Here is a 20,622-nt window from a genome sequence, read left to right on the forward strand (position 1 = left end):
CGATCACTCTCGGCGTTGAGAGTGATCGGCTTTTGTTGGGCAAAAAAAAACCCGGAAATCCTCACTTGCGTGGGCCTTCCGGATTTTCTAAACCGCCAAAAATGGTGGGTCGTGTGGGATTCGAACCTACGACCAATTGGTTAAAAGCCAACTGCTCTACCAACTGAGCTAACGACCCGCTGTGTGGTGGCGCGTATAATACTGATTTCTAAGGATTATTCAACACCTTATTTGAAATAAATCAGAAATAACGCGTTGGGTCAGTAATTCCGGCCGCCTCTAAGCCCTCTGCACGCAGTCGGCAGCTGTCGCATTTCCCACAAGCCCGACCGTAATTGTCCGCCTGATAGCAGGAAACAGTCAGCGAGTAATCGACGCCGAGTCCTACGCCAGCCTTCACAATATCGGCCTTGCTGCGGTTCTGCAGCGGCGCCAGGATGCGAAAGCCCTGCCCTTCTACACCGGCCTTGGTAGCGAGGTTGGCCATGCGCTCGAACGACTCGATGTACTCGGGACGGCAGTCCGGGTAACCGGCGTAGTCCAGGGCGTTAACGCCGATGAAGATGTCGCGGGCGTTCAGCACTTCGGCCCAGCCGAGGGCCAGGGACAGAAAGACCGTGTTGCGCGCCGGCACGTAGGTCACCGGGATGCCTTCGCTGGGGCCTTGTGGCACGTCGATGGAGCTGTCGGTCAGAGCGGAGCCACCCATGCCGTCGAGGTTCAGTCCGATCACCTTGTGCTCCACCACGCCCAGGTCGCGGGCGACGCGAGCCGCGGCATCAAGCTCGGCGCGGTGGCGCTGGCCGTAGTCGAAGCTCATGGTGTAGCAGCCGTAGCCTTCGGCACGGGCCATGGCAACCACGGTGGCCGAGTCGAGGCCGCCGGACAGCAGAATGACCGCACGCTTTTGATCAGTCATCTCAGCGCCCCGGCTCGTCGTTCCACAGGTACTTGTGCAACTGCAGTTGCAGGCGCACCGGCAGATTGTCTGCGACGACCCAGTCAGCCAGGTCACGCGCATTCAGGTCATGGTGGCTTGGGGAAAACAGCACTTCGCCGGCTCGGCGGTCCAGGCCATATTGGATCAGCTTGGAGTTCGCCCAGTCGTAGTCTTCACGGGAACAGATGACGAACTTGACCTGGTCGTTGGCCGTCAGCAGCTCGATGTTCTCGTAGCGGTTGCGGTGCGCTTCCTTGGAACCCGGGGTCTTGAGGTCGACAACCCGGCTGACGCGAGGGTCTACCGCGGAAATATCCAGGGCGCCGCTGGTTTCCAGGGACACCTCGTAACCGGCGTCACACAACTGCTTGAGCAGCGGAATGGCATTAGGCTGTGCCAGTGGCTCGCCACCGGTAACACAGACATAGCGCGGCCGGTAACCGGCTACTTGCTCGAGAATGTCGTCAAGGGTACGCACGGTGCCGCCGCTGAAGGCGTAGGCGCTGTCGCAGTATTGGCAACGCAGCGGGCAACCGGTGAGGCGCACAAATACAGTGGGCAGCCCGGCAGTGCGCGTTTCACCCTGCAACGAGTAAAAAACTTCGGTGATACGTAATGTGTCTTGCATAGTCGCCACGGGCGTAACAGCTAAACAGGCTGTCCGCCTCCGTCAGGCACTTCAAGGAATTGCGCCAACGCGTAAACCCCAGGAAGCGTGTGTCATAAAAGGGCGTGGATTCTAACGAAAAAACCCGCGCAGGGCGCGGGTTTCTTCTGAACGGGTTGCAACGCTTACATGCGTTGCAGATCCCGCTGTGCCAACTGAGCAGCGGAGGTACCCGGATATTGGGCCACCACCTGCTGCAGAATGCCTTTGACCTTGTCGGTATGACCCAGGCGGCGCTCTACGTCAGCGAGTTTGTACAGCGAGTCCGGCACCTTGGCGTGCTTGGGGTACAGCTGGCTGACCTTGGCAAACGCTTGACCTGCACCTTGCAGGTCACCCTTGGCCAGGTTCACCTCACCCAACCAGTACTGGGCGTTGCCGGCGTACTGGCTGTTCGGGTATTTGCGCAGGAATGCGGTAAAAGCCTGGCTGGCCTTATCGAAATCCTTGGCCTTGATCAGGTCGAAGGCTGCGTCGTAATACAGCTTTTCCTTCGCCGGATCACCCGGTTCGCTGCTGGCGGCAGGGGCTTGGCTCGCAGCCGCGGCCCCTGCTGCTGCACCACCGGCGGCGCTTGCGGCGCCACCGGCAGAAGAATTATCAGGAGTGGCGGCTGGTGTAACGCCGGCTCCAATACGTCGATCAAGATCCTGGTAACGCTCCAGGCCTTCTTGCTTCAGCTGGTTCACTTGATTCTGCAGAACTTCAATCGTGCCTTGTTGCTGCGACAATTGATCCTGCATGCGTTGCAGCTGGTTGAACAGTTCGCCCTGTGCCGAAGGCGCGGCCGTAGCCGCGCCCCCGGCATAGGCGCCGTTCGTGCCATAACCCGCTGGGGGATAACTGCTCCCGCTATTGTTATAGCCAGAGTTGCTATCTTCCACAGGAACCGCAGCCCACACCGCAAGCGGTGCCAGGCTGAGAGCCAATACAGTTAGAGCACGACGGCACGTTCGCATGACGAATTACTTACGCAGTTCGACGCGACGGTTTTGAGCCCAGGACTGCTCGTCGTGGCCAGTAGCAACTGGACGCTCTTTACCGTAGGAAACCAGTTCCAGTTGGCCCGGAGCAACACCTTGCAGTACCAGGTAGCGCTGAACGGCTTTCGCACGACGCTCGCCCAGTGCCATGTTGTACTCACGAGTACCACGTTCGTCGGTGTTACCTTCCAGAACAACGCGAGCGCCGTTAGCTTTCAGGTCCTTCGCGTGAACGTCCAGAGCGCGCATGGCTTCTGGCTTCAGGTCCGAACTGTCGTATTCGAAGTAGAAAGTGGTGATAGCGCGCAGAGCAGCTTCTTCGCTCAGGGAGCCGTCAACTGCACCAGTGTTAGCGCCGTAACCAGCGTTTGGATCAACAGCTGCGCCTTCACCGGCATTGTCGCCGCCTTTAGACGAGCAACCAACGGCTACGGACAGAGCCAGAGCCAGAGCAGCAAACTTACCAAACTTCAGCATTTCCATCGTGAAACTCCTAATGAACCCCAGTGTGTTAAGTACTTCTTTTTGTAGCGCCGCGTCAGTTCAGGTAAGGGGACCAGGACGGTTCTCTGACTTCGCCTTGTGCGGTAGGAAGCGGGAGCCTTACGCGTCCATTAATGGACACGAGCATCAAGACTCCCCGGCCCTGCTGGCGGGTGGCGTAGATTACCATGGTGCCGTTGGGCGCAACAGTAGCTGACTCATCAAGGTTGGTATCTGTAAGGATTTTTACCGTTCCACGCTGCAAATCCTGGGCCGCAACCCGGAAATTAGTGAAACCATCCTGACGGTGAATCATCACCAACGTCTTTTCATCAGCCGAAAGCTTCGGTGCAGCGTTGTAGTTACCAATAAAGGTCACTCGTTCGGCGCCGCCGCCGCTCACGCTGGTTTTGTAGACTTGCGGCTTGCCACCACGGTCTGAGGTGAAGTAGATGGTCGAACCATCCTTGCCCCAGAACGGTTCGGTGTTGATGCCCGGGCCACTGGTAACACGGCTCAGTTGGCGCGAAGCCATGTTCATCACGTAGATGTCCGGGTTGCCATCTTTGGACAATACGAATGCCAGTCGCGAACCATCCGGCGACCAGGCTGGCGCGCCATTCAGGCCTTCAAAGTTGGTGATCTGCTCACGGCGACCGGTATCAATGTGCTGAACGAAGATCCGTGGACGCTTCTGTTCAAAGGACACATAGGCGATACGCTTGCCATCGGGTGCAAAGCGTGGCGACAGGATCGGCTCACGGGATTGCAGCAGCGTCACTGCGCGAGCGCCGTCATAGTCGGAGCGCTGCAGTGTGTAGCGAGTGTTGTCTACCGAAAAACGCTCTGCCGTTACATAAAGCAGGCGAGTCGAGAAGGCACCCTTGATCCCGGTCAGCTTTTCAAACGACTGGTCGGAGATGTAGTGCGCCATGTCCCGCAGTTGATCCGTGGTGCCCGACACGCTGCCGGTCAGCACTTGCTGCTCGGTCGCGACGTTGAACAACGTGTACTGGATCTGCAGGCGACCGCCGGCAGGCGTGATGCTGCCCACCATCAGGTACTGGGCGTTCAGCGCTTTCCAGTCGCGGAAGATGACTTCGCTGGCCTGGGTCGGCTGGCTGATCATGTTGCCTTTGTCGATCGGTGCGTAGTAACCGGAGTTGCGCAGGTCATCGCTGATGATCTGCGACATGTCGTCCGGCAGCACGCTGCCGCCCTGCCAGCCAAACGGTACAACGGCGATCGGGGTGGCCCGATCGCTACCGCTGGTGACCAGAATGTTCTTTTCATCCGCCGCCGCTATCCCTGCCATGCAGCAAATAACGACAAGCATTCCTCGAAGAAGGTTTCTCACAAGGCTAGATCCTCAGGTGTGAATGTCATCTTGAATGAACGGTAGGGAGCGAAGTCGCTTGGTTTCATTCCCTGCATCTCGGTCAACCGGCCAATGTTCTTGACCGCTGCTACCGCCGAACTGTCGAACGAACCGTCGCCACTGGACTTGGCCACGCCGACCGAAGTCACCGTACCGTCCGGCAACATGCCGATCTGCAGCACTACTGTCATGCCTTTGCGTGCCGAAGGAGGACGGGTCCACCCTTCCGCTGCCCGTGAACGAATCAGGTCATCGAAACTGCCCGCGACTTCGTCACCACGTTCATCGGCCAAGGCTTGCTGGCGCTGCGGCGTGTCGGAAAGCAAATCGGCCAAGGCCTGGGCCTTTTTGTCTTCGGTCGATTTACGTGCTGCTTCCTGGGCCTTTTTCTTGGAGGCGTCGGCGGCAGCTTTCTTCTTCGCATCGTCGGCGATCTTCTTTTTCGCCTCGTCAGCTTCAGCTTTCTTCTTGGCGTCGTCCGCGGCTTTCTTCTTCGCGTCTTCGACTATCTTTTTCTTCGCGTCTTCAGCGGCCTTTTTCTTGGCCTCTTCTTCAGCAGCTTTCTTGGCTTCTTCTTCAGATTTCTTCTTGGCTATATCAGCCAATTGTTTCTCTTCAGCCTTCTTGGCTTCGGCAGCTTTATCGGCTTTCTTGGCTTCATCAGCCTTTTTAGCCTCGTCAGCTTTCTTCGCCTCGTCAGCCTTTTTCGATTCCTCGGCCTTTTGAGCCGCCTCTTCTTTCTTTTGTTCCGCAGCAGCCTTCACCGCTTCCTGCTCGACCTTCTTCTGTTCCATCTGCTCGACTTCAGTCTGGCGCGCAGCCGACTTCTGGGCCTCACCCGCAATCTTCTGATTGGTCTGGGTGGTGGCCTGGCTTTTCGATTTCAGCTGATACAGGGTCGCCTGCACGATCGGCTTGGCTGGCGGCAGGTCCGGGGTCATGGCAAAGCTGACAAACAGCATGCCAAACACCAGGACGTGCAGGGCAATCGCCCAGACGCTAGGCCAGAAGAAGCTTTCCGAGGCGGACGGCTCTCGCTGTTGGTGCATCAGGGCGCCTCGGTAATCAAACCAACGTTACCGACGCCGGCCTTCTGCAGCCCGCCCATGGCGCCCATCACGGAGCCATAGTCGACGACCTTGTCGCCGCGGATGAACACCTGGGTGTGCTTGCCACCTTCGTTGCCGGCGCGAATGATCTTGGTCACAGCATCAGTCATCTGCGGCAAGGTCATGGCCTTGTCCTGCTGTTTCTGAGTGTCGACTTCGCTGCCAAGGTTCCAGTAATAGGTCTTGTCAGCCTTGATCGAAATGGTCAGGACCTGGGTGTTGTTGTCCTGCGGCAAGGCTTCGCTGGAAACCTTGGGCAGATCAACCTTCACGCCCTGATTGAGCATCGGCGCGGTCACCATGAAGATAACCAGCAGCACCAGCATCACGTCGATGTAAGGCACTACGTTCATCTCGGCGACCGGCTTGCGCTTTTTGCGAGCTCGAGCGATTAAAGCCATTGGGAATTACCTGCTTATTCTTCGCTGGTGTGCACTTTACGGTGCAGGATCGCCTGGAATTCATCGGCGAAGGTGTAGTAACGGCTGATCAAGGTTTCGCCACGAGCGGCAAAACGGTTGTAGGCGATTACTGCGGGAATAGCTGCGAACAGGCCGATGGCGGTGGCGATCAGCGCTTCGGCGATACCCGGGGCCACGGTGGCCAGGGTCGCTTGCTGGGCCTGGGCCAGGCCACGGAAGGAGTTCATGATCCCCCACACGGTACCAAACAAGCCGATGTACGGGCTGACGGAACCTACGGTGGCGAGGAACGGCAGGCTTTGCTCAAGCTTTTCTTCTTCGCGGGAAATCGCTACGCGCATGGCACGGGCAACGCCTTCCATGACCGCTTCCGGATCAACGCCTGGCTGCTGGCGCAGACGGGAGAATTCCTTGAAGCCGGCACGGAAGATCTGCTCGACGCCCGAATCCGGGTCCGGGTTGCTGCCGGCCTGGCGATACAGTTTGGACAGGTCGATACCCGACCAGAAGCGCTCTTCGAAGCTCTCCAGGGCGCGTCGACCGGCACGCAGCAGGTTGCTGCGCTGAAAAATCATGACCCAAGAGGTAACCGATGCGGCTACCAGGATCAGCATCACCAGTTGAACCACGACACTGGCATTGCTGACCAGGCTCCACATGGAGGAATGGTCGACGACGGTAGGTTCCACGCTAAATCTCCTGCTCTGAATGTTTACCCGCGCCGCTCACGCCGGCAAAGGCCGTGCGTAGAGCTTCGGGAATGGCCCGGGGTTTCAAACTATTGGTGCGAACACAGGCCACCAGGAACTGCCCCTCACAGAGCAGCGTTGCATCCGTAGCCCGCCTGACCTGCTGTTTAAAGCGCAGGCTGGCACGGTTCAATTCGGTTATTTCTGCGCTGACCAGCAATTCATCGTCCAGTCGCGCCGGCGCGTAGTAACGCGCCTCGCTGGAATGCACGACAAACAACAGGTCCTCCCCTGCCAGCTGGGATTGGGCAAAGCCCAGCTCCCGTAGCCGCTCGGTTCGAGCCCGCTCCATGAACTTTAGGTAATTGACGTAATAAACGATGCCGCCGGCATCGGTGTCCTCGTAATAAACGCGACAGCGATGTGCGAACGACTGATCCCCGTTTTGCGCGCGCATACTCTAGTGCTTACTCCTCAGGTTGCCAATCCGGCCAGGCAACTGTTTTTCATTCTGTGGCACATTTCTAACGAAAGAATGACGACGCCAGCCACTAGGACAGCACAAACGCCGAATAAATCGAATCGCCAAGCGTTTTTAATCGTCTACTGCATCGAGGAATTCGTCTACTACGGGCATCTCGCCCAATCGTGACGGAATGTTTAACCCAAAGTGCAGATAGGCATGCCGGGTGACCACACGCCCCCTCGGCGTACGCATGATATAGCCCTGCTGGATCAGGTACGGTTCCAGTACATCCTCAATCGTATGCCGCTCTTCGCTGATGGCTGCCGCGAGGCTGTCCACACCCACCGGGCCACCGTCGAACTTCTCGATCATGGTCAGCAGCAGGCGCCGGTCCTGGTGATCAAAGCCGTGCTCATCCACATCCAGCAGGTTCAGCGCCAGGTCTGCCACGGGCTTGGTGATATGCCCCTTGGCCCGTACTTCGGCAAAGTCGCGCACCCGTCGCAGCAACCGGTTGGCAATCCGCGGCGTACCACGGGCGCGACGGGCGATTTCAAACGCGCCTTCCGGGTCCAGGGGCAGACCGAGGATATTCGCCGAACGGCTGACAATAGTCGCCAGATCCGCCGTGCTATAGAACTCTAGACGTTGAACAATCCCGAAACGGTCTCGCAGCGGGTTCGTCAGCATGCCCGCACGGGTGGTGGCCCCCACCAGGGTGAACGGCGGCAAGTCGAGCTTGATCGAGCGCGCGGCCGGGCCTTCGCCAATCATGATGTCCAGCTGGAAGTCTTCCATGGCCGGGTACAACACTTCTTCGACGATGGGCGAAAGCCGGTGGATCTCGTCGATGAACAGTACGTCGTGGGGTTCCAGGTTGGTCAACAGCGCCGCCAGGTCACCCGGGCGTTCCAGCACAGGGCCGGAGGTGGACTTGATCGACACGCCCATTTCCTGGGCAATGATGTTGGCCAGGGTGGTCTTGCCCAGGCCCGGCGGGCCGAAAATCAACGTGTGGTCCAGGGATTCGCTACGCCCGCGCGCGGCCTGGATGAACAGCTCCATCTGCTCACGCACGGTGGGCTGGCCGATGTATTCGGCAAGGCTCAGGGGGCGAATCGCCCGGTCCTGGACTTCTTCACGGTCACGGGGGCCGGTGGCCGCGATCAGACGATCAGCTTCAATCACTTAAATCATTCCCTTCAGGGCGCGGCGGATCATGTCTTCGCTGCTCAGGTTCTTGTCCTTGATGGCCGACACGGCCTTGCTCGCCTCTTGGGGCTTGTAGCCCAGGGAGATCAGCGCACTGACTGCATCGCTTTCGGCACTGGCCACCGGCACACCCGGCGCATCCGGCTGGTTAGGCACCAGGGCGAACATGCTCGGCACGACCTCCCAGGCCTTGAAGCGGTCCTTGAGCTCCACCAGCAAGCGCTCGGCGGTTTTCTTGCCGACGCCTGGCACCTTGGTCAGCGCCGAGGTGTCCTGGGCCGACACGCAGCGCACCAGCTCATCGACTTCGAGGCTGGACATCAGCGCCAGCGCCAGCTTCGGGCCCACGCCGTTGAGGCGGATCAGCTCACGGAAGAAGTCCCGGTCACGCTTGCCAATGAAACCATAGAGCAATTGTGCGTCTTCGCGCACCACCAGATGGGTGTGCAGGGTCAGCGGTTCACCGACCGACGGTAGGCGGTAGAGGGTGGTCATGGGCACTTCCAGCTCATAGCCCAGCCCGTTTACATCCAGAATCAGGTGCGGCGGCTGTTTCTCAGCCAGAGTGCCGCGCAAGCGTCCAATCACGTTCGAATCCTTAAGAATCGGCTCAGATCAAGGCCTGACCGGTAATAACGCGGGCATGCCGGCCGACAGCACAGGCCGTTCATGCACCCCACGCAGAATGATTGCGCTGATGCTATCAGAGACGCAGCCGGCCGCCACGACTGCGTGCCGTACCCAGGCCATGGGGCATCAGGCTGGAGCGGGTATGGGCGTGGCAAATGGCAATGGCCAGGGCGTCAGAGGCATCGATTTGCGGTTTGGCGGTGAGCTTGAGCATGTGCATGACCATCATCATCACCTGCTCCTTATTCGCGGCACCGGTACCGACCACGGCTTGCTTGACCTGGGTCGCGGTGTATTCAGCGATCTCCATGCCCTCCTCGGCACCGGCAACGATGGCCGCACCGCGGGCCTGGCCGAGCTTTAAAGCCGAGTCGGCGTTTTTTGCCATAAACACTTTTTCGATGCCCATGGTGACCGGGCCGTAGGTCTGGATCACTTCACGCACGCCGCGATAAACGATCTGCAAGCGCTCGGCCAGCTCGCCGGCGCCGGTACGGATACAGCCCGACGCCACGTACACGCAGCCTCGCGGGGTCTGTTGGACCACGCCAAAGCCGGTGATTCGCGAACCGGGGTCGATACCTAGGATTAGAGTCATAACGCCTGCGGATTGGGTAAAAAATTCTTGATATAGCGAAGGTCGAAATGTGGGAGCGGGCTTGCTCGCGAAGGCGGTGTACCAGTCAGTCGATAAGGTGACTGTTACACCGCCTTCGCGAGCAAGCCCGCTCCCACATTAGATCTGCATCATCCCTCAGCCTAGCTGTTCGGCCACCGATTCCGGGATATCGGCATTGGAATAGACGTTCTGCACGTCATCCAGGTCTTCAAGCATGTCGAGCATCTTGAGCACCTTCTGCGCCCCATCCAGGTCCAGCTCGGCGCTGGTGGTGGGCAGCATCACGATTTCCGCATCGGTACCTTTGAAACCGGCCGCTTCCAGAGCGTTACGCACAGAGTAGAAACCCGCGAACGAGGTAAACACGTCGATGGAACCGTCTTCGTTGGTCACCACGTCGTCGGCATCCGCCTCCATCGCGGCTTCGATCAGTGCATCTTCGTCAACGCCCGGCGCGAAGGAAATCTGCCCCTTGCGCTCAAACAGGTAGGCCACCGAACCGTCGGTGCCCAGGTTGCCGCCACACTTGCTGAATGCATGGCGCACGGCGGCCGCAGTACGGTTGCGGTTGTCGGTCATGCACTCGACCATCACCGCCACGCCACCCGGGCCGTAGCCTTCGTAGCTCAGCTCGACCATGTCGTCGGTATCGGCCGCACCGGCACCACGGGCCACGGCGCGGTCGATGATGTCGCGGCTCATGTTGGCACCGAGGGCCTTGTCCAGGGCCAGGCGCAAACGCGGGTTGGAACCCGGGTCACCGCCACCTTGGCGCGCAGCGACGGTCAGCTCGCGAATCCACTTGGTGAAGATCTTGCCTTTCTTGGCATCCTGACGCTCTTTGCGGTGCTTGATGTTCGCCCACTTGGAATGGCCAGCCATAACACAACTCCGAAATTCTGTAGAAACCTGTCGATCCCGCCCCAGGCGGGACTTCCCTCTTTAACGTACAGCCCTTGTAACGCAAAGGCGCATCCGAAGATGCGCCCTTAGCTGACAATGTAAAACCTTATGGCGCTTTCACGCTGCGGCCTTACTCAGCCTTTGGTGCTTCGCGCAGACGGATATGCAGCTCGCGCAGTGCCTTGGCATCCACCACACCCGGTGCCTGCGTCATGACGTCGGCAGCACTTTGGGTTTTCGGGAAGGCAATCACTTCACGGATCGACTGCGCGCCGGTCATCAGCATCACCAGACGGTCCAGGCCGAAGGCCAGGCCACCGTGAGGCGGCGCGCCGTATTTCAGGGCGTCAAGCAGGAAGCCGAACTTCTCTTGCTGCTCATCTTCGTTGATGCCCAGCAGGCGGAAGACCGACTGCTGCATTTCCTTGCGGTGGATACGGATCGAACCGCCACCCAGCTCGGTGCCGTTCAGCACCATGTCGTAGGCACGGGACAGAGCGCCAGCCGGGTTGGCCTCGAGCTCTTGCGGCGTGCACTTCGGCGCGGTGAACGGGTGGTGCAGGGCACTGAAGCTGCCGTCGTCGTTCTCTTCGAACATCGGGAAGTCGACAACCCACATCGGCGCCCACTTGCAGGTCAGCAGGTTCAGGTCGTTACCGACCTTGATCCGCAGTGCACCCAGTGCTTCGCTGACGATCTTCGACTTGTCGGCGCCGAAAAACACGATGTCGCCATCGACCGCGCCAACGCGATCAAGGATCACGTTGAGGTTGGCTTCAGGGATGTTCTTGACGATTGGCGACTGCAGGCCTTCAACGCCCTTGGCGCGCTCGTTGACCTTGATGTACGCCAGGCCCTTGGCACCGTAGATGCCGACGAACTTGGTGTAGTCGTCGATCTGCTTGCGCGGCATGCTCGCAGCGCCAGGAACGCGCAGCGCAGCAATACGGCATTTCGGGTCGTTGGCCGGACCGCTGAACACTTTGAAGTCGACGTCTTTGAGTTGGTCTTCAACGTCAACCAGTTCCAGCGGGTTACGCAGGTCAGGCTTGTCGGAACCGTAACGGCGCATGGCTTCTTCGAAGGTCATGTGCGGGAATTCGCCGAATTCCAGGTCCAGCACTTCCTTGAACAGGTTGCGGATCATTTGCTCGGTGATGCCCATGATCTCTTTTTCATCGAGGAAACTGGTCTCGATGTCGATCTGGGTGAATTCCGGCTGGCGGTCGGCCCGCAGGTCTTCGTCACGGAAGCATTTGGCGATCTGGTAGTAACGGTCGAAGCCGGCAACCATCAGCAGCTGCTTGAACAGCTGTGGCGATTGCGGCAACGCGAAGAAGGAACCGGCGTGGGTACGGCTCGGCACCAGGTAGTCGCGAGCGCCTTCCGGGGTAGCACGGGTCAGGATCGGCGTCTCGACGTCGAGGAAGCCGTTTTCGTCCAGGAAGCGACGGATGCTGGTGGTCATGCGCGAACGCAGACGCAGCTTCTCGGCCATTTCCGGGCGACGCAGGTCCAGGAAGCGATAACGCAGGCGGGTTTCTTCGCCAACGTCGGAGAACTCGTTGAGTGGGAACGGCGGGGTTTCCGACTCGTTCAGCACTTCCAGCTCGTAACCCAGCACTTCGATCATGCCCGACGCCATGTTGGCGTTGGTGGCGCCGGCCGGACGCAGGCGAACCTTGCCGGTGATCTTCACGACGTACTCGCTGCGCACGCGGTCGGCGGCGGCGAAGCTCTCGGCGCGGTCCGGATCGAACACCACCTGGGCCAGACCATCACGATCACGGATATCGAGGAAGATCACCCCGCCGTGGTCGCGGCGACGGTGAACCCATCCGCAAAGGGTGATTTCCTGACCTTCCAGGGTCTCGTTCAGTTGGCCGCAATAGTGGCTGCGCATCATGATAGTGGTTTCGCTTCTCGTAATTCGAAATTCAGTGGAGGCCTGCCTCATCACCGTACAGCTAAGTCAGGTGACGGATAATGCAGGAGCCTGCGCGTAGAGTTCAACTCAGTCTGCTTTGTCGCCGCCGGCCAGATTCTTCTTTGTACCGGTCTTGAAATCAGTCTCATACCAGCCATTGCCACTCAGGCGGAAGCCCGGCATGGACAACATCTTTTTAAGCTCCGGTGCCTGGCAGGCCGGGCAATCGACCAGCGGCGCGGCGCTGATCTTCTGAATGGCTTCCAACTGATGACCACAGGAAGCGCATTGATAGTCGTACATGGGCATGGAGATGTCTCGGCGATCAGATCATTACTGCGCCACGCCCTGCCCTGACTCTATCCCGTGGGAAAGTCCCGGCATGCGCAGCAAAGCCCGGGATTATATCTGGTAAATCGAGGCTGTGCAGCCGTAGCGGCGCGCTGCTCTTTATATAGGTGGCTACAGCACGCTTCTGCCAGGCGCCCGACCCGGGACAATCCCGAGCCTGGCGGCCGGCACAAGGATCATGCCAGGTCCGGATGGACACCCGGCGCATTGAGGCGCCCTTTCAATACATGAACCACACAAACTACCCTGACCAGACCACTGAAATTCTTTACACCGCCGTATCGCAAGTGCACTTCACGGTCCACGTAAGACAGCAGCGCACTGACCGAACACGTATTGATCCTGGCTATCTCCGTGAGGATATTCCAATACACCTCTTCAAGTCGCAAACACGTCGAAAAACCATTAAGCCGAACGGACCGGGACAATGGCCTCGCCAAGTTCATATCGAACCCCTTGGCAAAGGGATCTACCTTTATCTTGTGCAACCCGCACGTTTCCATAACTCCATTACCTGCTCCGCGTGACATACACTTGACACTCCATTGCCTGACGGCCACTCATCAGTGTTGTCGTTGGCCGTTGAGCTATAAAACATCAAGAAGACAAGTGCAGCCAGAAGACAGGGAGCTGATCACCGTAGGACAAGCCAACGCGTGTATCAGGAAGCTCGCAGAATCAGGGAAATCGCCGGAAAACAGGCACGCGAGGGGCGTCAGCTCGACGCCCACCCGCCACCGGTGTTACTTGTTTTCGAGCAGGGAGCGCAACATCCAAGCGGTTTTTTCATGAACTTGCATACGCTGTGTCAGCAAGTCCGCAGTAGGTTCATCGCTGACTTTGTCCAACAACGGGAAGATACCCCGGGCAGTCCGGGTAACGGCTTCCTGGCCTTCGACCAGTTGCTTGATCATGTCTTCAGCGCTCGGCACACCCTCTTCTTCCTTGATGGAAGAAAGTCGCGCGTACACCGAATAAGCACCCGGCGCAGGAAAACCCAGGGCGCGAATACGCTCTGCAATTGAATCCACCGCCAGCGCCAGTTCGTTGTACTGCTCTTCAAACATCAAGTGCAGCGTACGAAACATGGGGCCCGTTACGTTCCAATGGAAGTTGTGGGTCTTCAGGTAAAGTACATAGGTATCGGAAAGCAGGCGCGAAAGTCCGTCAACGATTGATTTACGGTCTTCTTCACTGATACCAATATCGATTGCCATGTGTTTCCCCTTCAATTGATAAAAAATTCATTGATCAGGTGCAGGACCACTCTAGCAAGAGTACCGGCCTTGTGCAGCCCGACTGGCCCGCTCTACCTGCGGCAAATCGCCCCTTGCAGCGCGCGTCTGCACGGCAGGCAAGGCTTTGAGCCCTGCAAGAAAAATTACCCGCCGCCGACGAAAAATCCCGCACCTGTCTAGGACAAGCGTTTGGCGCGCAAATGCCCCCGCGCCTTGCAACAGCCCGAAATGCTTGATTTGAGTAGGCACAGGCTTTGCTGTTAAATAGGCAGCGTGTCGCCGTCGTTATTTTTTGCGGCAGCGGCATAGGCTGATACCCCGTGCACGTGCCCAACGCCTCCCATTGTTCAGAAGCGAACCGTGCCAGTCAGCTCTTCCTCGTGATCCGTCTTAACGTGAGTTAATCAAAATGTTGAAAATCGTCCACCTGCTAACGGGCGCTGCAGCTTTGCTGCTGTCCTTTATCCCCAGCCTGCGCTCAGAAACCCTGCCTTACCTGCAGCAACCTGACGCTCTCTACCTGACCTTCTTTGGTCTTCTTAACCTGACACTGGCTCCAGTCATTCCTTACTGGAACAAAGGCCCGCGTCATCAACTGCAAAACCTGGTCAGCGCCCTGCTGGTCCTGGCTGTTGTCGTGCAAACCCTCACCCTGCTGGCGCCTATGCCTGAAGTCGGTGGCCACCCGGCCGTCCTGCTCAGCCTGGCAATAGCACTGGTCGCCATCGTTCTTCATCTGGCCATCAGTTTTTACCGTTCCTCGCCGGCCGCAGCGTCGCAAAGCTACGACATGACCAACCGGGATACCGGTACCGTGAAGTGGTTCAACACCTCCAAGGGCTTCGGCTTTATTTCCCGGGATTCGGGCGACGATATCTTCGTCCACTTCCGGGCGATTCGCGGCGAAGGCCATCGCGTCCTGGTGGAAGGCCAGCGCGTGGAGTTCTCCGTGATGAATCGTGACAAGGGCCTGCAAGCCGAAGATGTGATCGCGGCGTTGCCGCGTCGCTGATTCCAGCACCCCGAAACAAAAAAACCGCGATGCAGCCTGGCTGCATCGCGGTTTTTTTATGCCTGGGGATTCACCCCTGCCTCATTAATAGTGAGGCGGCGGCGCCTCTTCCTCAGACGACTCGAACTGGCCGCCCATTTCTTCCTGGCGCTTGAGCAGTGCAGTCATCTGCATCTGCAGGCGTTCAACCGCCCGCTGCTGGGTGACCAGGATGTCATTGAGGGTCTCAATGGTGTCGTCCTGAAAGGCCAGTCGGCTTTCCAGGTCGGTCACGCGGTCTTGAAGGTCCATGGCTCAAGCCTCCAGAAACGCGAAGCCGGCCGGCAGGATCTCGCGCAGACGCGCACGAATCGCCGCCACTTGCTCGTCGCTGTAAGGCTTCGCCGGATGCTTGCCCCAGACCGGCGCCGGCCAGGCGGCGTCATCGCGCTTGCGCACGATCACATGCACATGCAGTTGGCTGACCACATTACCCAGCGCACCGATATTCATTTTGTCGGCGCCAAACCCTTCATTAAGCAACTGCGCCAGCGCCGTGCTTTCTTGCCACACGCGCTGCTGGTCAGCGACATCCAGTTGAAACACTTCGCTGATACCGTCGATGCGCGGCACCAGGATAAACCAAGGGTAATTCGAGTCATTGGACAGCAGCAGCCGGCACAGGGGGAAATCCCCGATGGGCAAGGTGTCTTGTTGAAGACGTGGATCTAAGGCGAACACAGCAGTCACTCCCGTTCGGCGGGTCAGGTTTCAGGCGCCCAGCATACCTGCGAATGCCGGGCGCTTCACGGCGAATGCATCAGGCCAGATACGCGCCCAAACAGGACGCCGCGAAAAAAAGCGCACCATTTCGAGACAGACCAATATTTCAGCTACGCTAAATGACCAATGCATCCAATCCCAGTCAAAGTCAGGACGTAGGACACGCTTAAAGACCTTGAGCCAGAGGGCTCTCAGGATAGGAACACTACCCTGAGGCAAAAACGCAGACCGGGAACAATCGCACCAAAATGACCCATTTGTGCTTCAAAGGGATCCGCCGACTACCCACCGAACGGGGTGAACCGGTAACGTTTTGCTCTGGTGCAGGTTTTATGCACCACCCAACAGGAGCACAGCAGGCGCGTCAAGGCCAAACCAATCGGCGTAAAAAGCCCGTGCTTATGCGGTTTTTACACGGCGTTGACAATTTTCACGAAAAAATCACATTCGGTTTTCGGTTTGTGCACGCTTGTTGCATTCACCGTTGTATCGTCGACAACGGCACCGGCAGGAAGCAGGTGTTTCGCGACGGAAAACAACAGCGGTTCAATGCTTTTCAAGGAAGAGTTAAAACTTTGAGAAGGGATATTCCTTACCCGACTCAACGCTTTTAAACAGTATTGAAGTTGTCAGTCCGGTTCCAAACGGACTGTGAATTTGCGACATGGAGCTAGCAATTTACGACAGGCCCGTAAAGAAGCTGAAAGGATAGATGTGCAAGTATCGTCAATAATGTCTGCGTGATATAACTTTGCGCCGACACAAAAAAGAAAGAGCCGCCCAGACAAAAATATAGGTGGGACGGCAGTACTCTTCCTAAAACCAAAGGAGCAAATCACGATGCGCGTGATGAAGTGGAGCATGATCGCCCTGGCTGTTTCAGCAGGCACCTCGCAGTTCGCAATGGCGTCCTCTCAGGACGACTCCAAAGGCTTTGTTGAAGACAGTACTTTCAGCATCAACACTCGCCTCCTGAACTTTGGCCGCGACTTCCGTAACAACGACACCGGCAAAAGCCGCGTCAACGAAACCGGCCTGGGCTTCAACGGCCTGTACCAGTCGGGCTTCACCCAAGGCACCATCGGTGTGGGTGTCGACGTGATCGGTCTGTTGGGCGTCAAACTGGACAGCGGCAAGGGTCGTTCCGGTACTGGCCTGTTTCCAACGGGCTCCGACGGTCGCTCTGAGGATGATTACTCCAAAGGCGGCGGCGCTGTTAAGTTCCGTATCTCCGATACGGTCCTGAAAGTCGGCGACCAGTACACCACCGCACCTGTGTTCGCTTCCGATGACAGCCGTCTGCTGCCTGAATTGCCACAGGGTATCTCGCTGACCAGCAACGAGATCAAGGGCCTGAAACTCGAAGGCGGTCACTTCACGTCGAGCGTGGCGCAAGCCCAGACCTACCGCGACAGCCTGGGCCTGACAAAAACTGACTTCATCGGTGGCGTCTACGCCCTCACTCCAGAAGTCAGCGCCAGCCTCTACTACGCGAAGACCGAAGACTACTGGAAGAAAACCTACGCCAATCTGAACTGGACCCATGCGCTTAGCAATGAACAGTCCCTGGCAGTCGACTTCAACATCTACAGCACCAAAAGTGATGGCGCTGGCCTGCAACGGGCTGAAAAGGACGGCACCACCAAACTGGATAACCGTGCCTACAGCTTGCAAGGCGCGTACACCATCCAGGCTCACACCTTTACCCTGGCCTACCAGAAGGTTAGCGGTGACGGTGACTACGGTTACGGCGTAGACGGCGGCGGCACGATCTTCCTGGCCAACTCCATCGCTCGTTCCGACTTCAACGCTGAAGACGAGAAGTCCTTCCAGGCTCGCTACGACCTGAACATGGCCACGTTTGGCGTGCCAGGCCTGAGCTTCATGACTCGCTACGTTAAAGGTACCGGCGCCAACACCGCCGACACCTCGAACGGCAAAGAGTGGGAACGTGACATCGAAGCCAAGTACGTGATCCAGAGCGGCCCGGCTAAAGACCTGAGCCTGCGTGTACGTCAAGCCACTTATCGCTCCAGCGATGGTGTGTACTACGGTTCGGCGTCTATCGACGAACTGCGTCTGATCGCGCAATACCCGCTGAACATCTTGTAATTGGCAGTTTGATTACAACGATGACTTAGGGCCTCGGCTCTAACTAAAAAGCCGCTCACTTGTTCGCAAGTGAGCGGCTTTTTTATTGCAACTTAATCTCAACAACCGGATAACTAGCAAGCTAGCTATCTAGTTCAATCCCGAATAAACCTGACACGCCAGACAAGTTTAAGCCGCACGTCGCACGTTTACTTCACTGCACTTTCCTGCATCACGCGAATAACCCGCTGCGGAAATGGAATATCAATCCCCGCGGCTTTCAAACGGTCACGTGCCAGTTCATTGAACATGAACATTACATCCCAATAGTCCGACGTCTTGGTCCAGACTCGCAGGGATACAGTGATCGAACTGTCGCCCAAGGTAGAAATCACGGCTGCCGGCGCAGGATCAGCCAGTACACGTGGATCCTTGGCCAGTTCCAGCAACACTTCGCGGGCCTTCTGCAGGTCGGCTTCGTAGTCGACACCCACATCAAACACCACCTTGCGGGTCGGCTGACGGTTGGTGTTGGTAATCAGGCCGTTGGACAGGCTGCCGTTTGGGATGATCACCGTCTTGTTGTCGCCGGTGCGCAACACGGTGTGAAAGATCTGGATGCTGTCGACGGTACCGGAAGTGCCTTGGGCTTCGATCCAGTCACCAATGCGGAACGGGCGGAACAACAGAATCAGCACGCCGCCGGCGAAGTTCGCCAGGCTGCCTTGCAAGGCCAGGCCGATGGCCAGGGTGGCGGCACCGATCGCGGCAACGAACGAAGTGGTTGCCACGCCGATCATCGAGGCCACGTTGACCACCAGCATGACTTTGAGCGCAATGTTCGCAAGGTTGGTAATGAAGTGTTGCAGCGCCAGGTCAGCATTACGCAGTGCCAGCAAACGCCCGACTCGGTGGGTCAAGACGTTGATCAGCCACCAACCGATGGCCAGGGTGACCAGGGCCAGCAAAAATCGGCTGCCGTATTCCATGATCATCGGTAACCACGACTCAGAGGTCTTGATCAGGTGATCCACTTCAGCGTTCAAATCCATCTACATTCTCCTGTTTACCGGATGCTCGGCATATTGATTGGCCCTAAATGCAATTGAGCCCCGTAGGGCTCAATGGTGGGCGCAGGTTCTGGGGCGTGGGACGTCAAAAACGCCTACAGGTTCCCCAAAGTGCTATCAGTCACGGAAGTTATTGAACTGCAGCGGCATGTCGAAAGTCTTGGCACGCAAGGCAGCAATAGCCTCTTGCAAGTCGTCACGCTTCTTGCCGGTGATGCGCACCTGCTCGCCTTGAATCGAGGCCTGGACCTTGAGCTTCGCGTCCTTGACGTGAGCGACGATTTTCTTCGCCAGCTCCTTGTCGATGCCTTCCTTGAGCACGGCTTCCTGCTTCATCAGCTTGCCGGAGGCATACGCATCCTTGATTTCAAGGCATTGCGCATCGATCTTGCGCTTGACCAACGACAGCTTGAGGATCTCAATCATCGCTTCCAGCTGGAAATCGGCTTCCGCGGTCAGGTTGACAGTCAGGTCCTTTTCCTTGAACTCGAAGCTGCCCTTGCCCTTCAAGTCATAGCGACGATCCAGCTCCTTGACGGCGTTCTCGACGGCGTTGGTGACTTCGTGTTTGTCCAGTTCGGATACCACGTCGAACGACGGCATGTAATTTCTCCAATAAAAAGGGGCGCGGCTCAGTAGAGATGGAGCACGCCCAGGCTAAAATGCCCGGGCATTATAGCGGTTCTTTCGCCTCGTTCACTGCGGGCAGCCTTACGGAGTAAAAACTGATGTCGACCACCTGGCATGTCCTCGGCGCTGGCAGCCTCGGAACATTGTGGGCCGCCCGCCTGGCCCGTGCCGGGTTGCCCGTGCGCCTGATCCTGCGGGACCACATGCGGCTGACGAGTTATCAGGCCGCCGAGGGCCTGACGCTGGTCGAGCATGGCGTGGCCCACACTTACCCGGTCGTCGGCGAAACCTCCGACAGCTCAGGACCGATTCATCGCCTGCTGGTGGCGTGCAAGGCCTACGACGCCCAAGAGGCCGTCGCACAGCTTGAACATCGACTGGCACCGGACGCCGAACTGATCCTGCTGCAAAACGGCCTGGGCAGCCAGGACGCGGTCGCCGCCCAACTGCCCCAGGCACGCTGCATCTTCGCCTCCAGCACCGAAGGCGCGTTTCGCGAAAGCGACTGGCGGGTCGTGTTTGCCGGCCATGGCTACACCTGGCTGGGAGATGCGAGCCACCCTACCCCGCCGCTGTGGCTGGATGACCTGCAAGCCGCCGGCATTCCCCATGAATGGAGCACCGACATCCTCACCCGCCTGTGGCGCAAGCTGGCCCTGAACTGCGCCATCAACCCGCTGACCGTGCTCTACGAATGCCGCAATGGCGAACTGCAAGCCCATCAATGTGAAGTGGCCACCTTGTGCGCCGAACTCGCCGACCTGCTGGAACGCTGCGGCCAACCCGCTGCCGCGCAGGACCTGCAACGCGAAGTGGAACGGGTGATACAGGCCACGGCAGCCAATTACTCGTCGATGTACCAGGACGTGGCCAGTGCCCGCCGCACCGAAATCAGCTATTTGCTGGGCTACGCCTGCCAGGCGGCCGCACGCCACCAACTGACCTTGCCGCACCTGCAACAACTCCAGGCGCGCCTGGTACAGCGACTGTCTGCACGCGGATTGCCCAGCGACTGAAGCACGCGCTACCCTGCCTGCCTG

24 protein-coding genes and 1 tRNA gene are annotated in these 20,622 nt (G+C 58.3%); 3 read left to right on the forward strand and 22 right to left on the reverse strand.

Annotation, left to right across the window (positions count from 1 at the left end; translation table 11 throughout):
* Window positions 1-102 precede the first annotated feature (102 nt).
* The 18 genes from AU074_RS27690 to AU074_RS27775 all read right to left on the reverse strand — a co-directional run bounded on the left by AU074_RS27690 (window position 103) and on the right by AU074_RS27775 (window position 13,996).
* Window positions 103-178, reverse strand: a tRNA-Lys gene (locus tag AU074_RS27690).
* Window positions 179-241: 63 nt separating this feature from the next.
* Entirely contained in the window at window positions 242-919 is a 678-nt protein-coding gene (gene queC, locus AU074_RS27695; protein WP_076017423.1) for a 7-cyano-7-deazaguanine synthase QueC, read from the reverse strand.
* 1 nt (window position 920) lies between these two features.
* Complete coding sequence (gene queE / locus AU074_RS27700; protein WP_076017424.1) at window positions 921-1,568, reverse strand: 7-carboxy-7-deazaguanine synthase QueE; 648 nt, start codon at window positions 1,566-1,568, stop codon at window positions 921-923.
* A 164-nt stretch (window positions 1,569-1,732) separates the two neighbouring features.
* Window positions 1,733-2,566: a tol-pal system protein YbgF gene (ybgF, locus tag AU074_RS27705; protein WP_023659229.1), complete on the reverse strand. Its 834-nt coding sequence runs from the start codon at window positions 2,564-2,566 to the stop codon at window positions 1,733-1,735.
* A 6-nt stretch (window positions 2,567-2,572) separates the two neighbouring features.
* The gene (gene pal / locus AU074_RS27710; protein WP_003209827.1) at window positions 2,573-3,073 is read right to left on the reverse strand and encodes a peptidoglycan-associated lipoprotein Pal; all 501 of its coding nucleotides are present in this window, start codon (window positions 3,071-3,073) and stop codon (window positions 2,573-2,575) included.
* Window positions 3,074-3,128: 55 nt separating this feature from the next.
* Window positions 3,129-4,409 (reverse strand): Tol-Pal system beta propeller repeat protein TolB, encoded by a 1,281-nt coding sequence (gene tolB / locus AU074_RS27715; protein WP_173860414.1) that lies wholly within the window; start codon window positions 4,407-4,409, stop codon window positions 3,129-3,131.
* Between the two features lie 17 nt (window positions 4,410-4,426).
* Window positions 4,427-5,500 carry a cell envelope integrity protein TolA gene (gene tolA, locus AU074_RS27720; protein ID WP_076017426.1) on the reverse strand — a complete coding sequence of 358 codons (1,074 nt, stop codon included), beginning with the start codon at window positions 5,498-5,500 and terminating at the stop codon, window positions 4,427-4,429.
* The gene (gene tolR, locus AU074_RS27725) at window positions 5,500-5,952 is read right to left on the reverse strand and encodes a protein TolR (protein WP_161635741.1); all 453 of its coding nucleotides are present in this window, start codon (window positions 5,950-5,952) and stop codon (window positions 5,500-5,502) included. The genes tolA and tolR overlap by 1 nt, the downstream gene beginning before the upstream one ends.
* A gap of 23 nt (window positions 5,953-5,975) precedes the next feature.
* A complete protein-coding gene (tolQ, locus tag AU074_RS27730) occupies window positions 5,976-6,671 on the reverse strand; it encodes a protein TolQ (RefSeq protein ID WP_048727035.1) in 696 nt (231 codons plus the stop codon).
* A gap of 1 nt (window position 6,672) precedes the next feature.
* The gene (ybgC, locus tag AU074_RS27735) at window positions 6,673-7,128 is read right to left on the reverse strand and encodes a tol-pal system-associated acyl-CoA thioesterase (RefSeq protein ID WP_017475680.1); all 456 of its coding nucleotides are present in this window, start codon (window positions 7,126-7,128) and stop codon (window positions 6,673-6,675) included.
* A gap of 138 nt (window positions 7,129-7,266) precedes the next feature.
* A complete protein-coding gene (ruvB, locus tag AU074_RS27740; RefSeq protein ID WP_071484352.1) occupies window positions 7,267-8,325 on the reverse strand; it encodes a Holliday junction branch migration DNA helicase RuvB in 1,059 nt (352 codons plus the stop codon).
* A complete protein-coding gene (gene ruvA, locus AU074_RS27745; protein ID WP_010169952.1) occupies window positions 8,326-8,937 on the reverse strand; it encodes a Holliday junction branch migration protein RuvA in 612 nt (203 codons plus the stop codon). It abuts the gene before it with no gap.
* A gap of 115 nt (window positions 8,938-9,052) precedes the next feature.
* Window positions 9,053-9,577, reverse strand: a complete 525-nt coding sequence (gene ruvC / locus AU074_RS27750; protein ID WP_003209812.1) for a crossover junction endodeoxyribonuclease RuvC — start codon at window positions 9,575-9,577, stop codon at window positions 9,053-9,055.
* 156 nt (window positions 9,578-9,733) lie between these two features.
* The gene (locus AU074_RS27755; protein ID WP_003209810.1) at window positions 9,734-10,480 is read right to left on the reverse strand and encodes a YebC/PmpR family DNA-binding transcriptional regulator; all 747 of its coding nucleotides are present in this window, start codon (window positions 10,478-10,480) and stop codon (window positions 9,734-9,736) included.
* A gap of 151 nt (window positions 10,481-10,631) precedes the next feature.
* A complete protein-coding gene (gene aspS / locus AU074_RS27760) occupies window positions 10,632-12,407 on the reverse strand; it encodes an aspartate--tRNA ligase (RefSeq protein WP_076017427.1) in 1,776 nt (591 codons plus the stop codon).
* Window positions 12,408-12,515: 108 nt separating this feature from the next.
* The gene (locus AU074_RS27765; RefSeq protein WP_076017428.1) at window positions 12,516-12,737 is read right to left on the reverse strand and encodes an FmdB family zinc ribbon protein; all 222 of its coding nucleotides are present in this window, start codon (window positions 12,735-12,737) and stop codon (window positions 12,516-12,518) included.
* A 218-nt stretch (window positions 12,738-12,955) separates the two neighbouring features.
* On the reverse strand, window positions 12,956-13,309 hold the full coding sequence (locus AU074_RS27770; protein ID WP_076017429.1) for a ribbon-helix-helix domain-containing protein: 354 nt from the start codon (window positions 13,307-13,309) through the stop codon (window positions 12,956-12,958).
* Between the two features lie 213 nt (window positions 13,310-13,522).
* Entirely contained in the window at window positions 13,523-13,996 is a 474-nt protein-coding gene (locus tag AU074_RS27775) for a Dps family protein (RefSeq protein ID WP_003209800.1), read from the reverse strand.
* 430 nt (window positions 13,997-14,426) lie between these two features.
* Between AU074_RS27775 and AU074_RS34765 the strand changes: the two genes are divergently transcribed.
* Window positions 14,427-15,029, forward strand: coding sequence for a cold-shock protein (locus AU074_RS34765; protein WP_003209798.1), 603 nt, complete (start codon window positions 14,427-14,429; stop codon window positions 15,027-15,029).
* 84 nt (window positions 15,030-15,113) lie between these two features.
* Here the strand turns inward: AU074_RS34765 and AU074_RS27785 are convergent, their stop codons facing one another.
* Complete coding sequence (locus AU074_RS27785) at window positions 15,114-15,320, reverse strand: SlyX family protein (protein WP_017475674.1); 207 nt, start codon at window positions 15,318-15,320, stop codon at window positions 15,114-15,116.
* A 3-nt stretch (window positions 15,321-15,323) separates the two neighbouring features.
* Window positions 15,324-15,749 (reverse strand): HIT domain-containing protein, encoded by a 426-nt coding sequence (locus AU074_RS27790; RefSeq protein WP_076017430.1) that lies wholly within the window; start codon window positions 15,747-15,749, stop codon window positions 15,324-15,326.
* A gap of 882 nt (window positions 15,750-16,631) precedes the next feature.
* Between AU074_RS27790 and AU074_RS27795 the strand changes: the two genes are divergently transcribed.
* Window positions 16,632-17,903 (forward strand): OprD family porin, encoded by a 1,272-nt coding sequence (locus AU074_RS27795; protein WP_076017431.1) that lies wholly within the window; start codon window positions 16,632-16,634, stop codon window positions 17,901-17,903.
* Window positions 17,904-18,091: 188 nt separating this feature from the next.
* Here the strand turns inward: AU074_RS27795 and AU074_RS27800 are convergent, their stop codons facing one another.
* Window positions 18,092-18,934 carry a mechanosensitive ion channel family protein gene (locus AU074_RS27800; protein ID WP_076017432.1) on the reverse strand — a complete coding sequence of 281 codons (843 nt, stop codon included), beginning with the start codon at window positions 18,932-18,934 and terminating at the stop codon, window positions 18,092-18,094.
* Window positions 18,935-19,069: 135 nt separating this feature from the next.
* The gene (locus AU074_RS27805; RefSeq protein ID WP_076017433.1) at window positions 19,070-19,555 is read right to left on the reverse strand and encodes a YajQ family cyclic di-GMP-binding protein; all 486 of its coding nucleotides are present in this window, start codon (window positions 19,553-19,555) and stop codon (window positions 19,070-19,072) included.
* Between the two features lie 125 nt (window positions 19,556-19,680).
* Here AU074_RS27805 and AU074_RS27810 point away from each other — a divergent pair, with 125 nt between their 5' ends.
* Window positions 19,681-20,598: a putative 2-dehydropantoate 2-reductase gene (locus tag AU074_RS27810; protein WP_076017434.1), complete on the forward strand. Its 918-nt coding sequence runs from the start codon at window positions 19,681-19,683 to the stop codon at window positions 20,596-20,598.
* The last annotated feature ends 24 nt before the right edge of the window (window positions 20,599-20,622 follow it).

The sequence above is a fragment of the Pseudomonas sp. ATCC PTA-122608 genome, from assembly GCF_001952855.1.
GTDB lineage: Bacteria > Pseudomonadota > Gammaproteobacteria > Pseudomonadales > Pseudomonadaceae > Aquipseudomonas.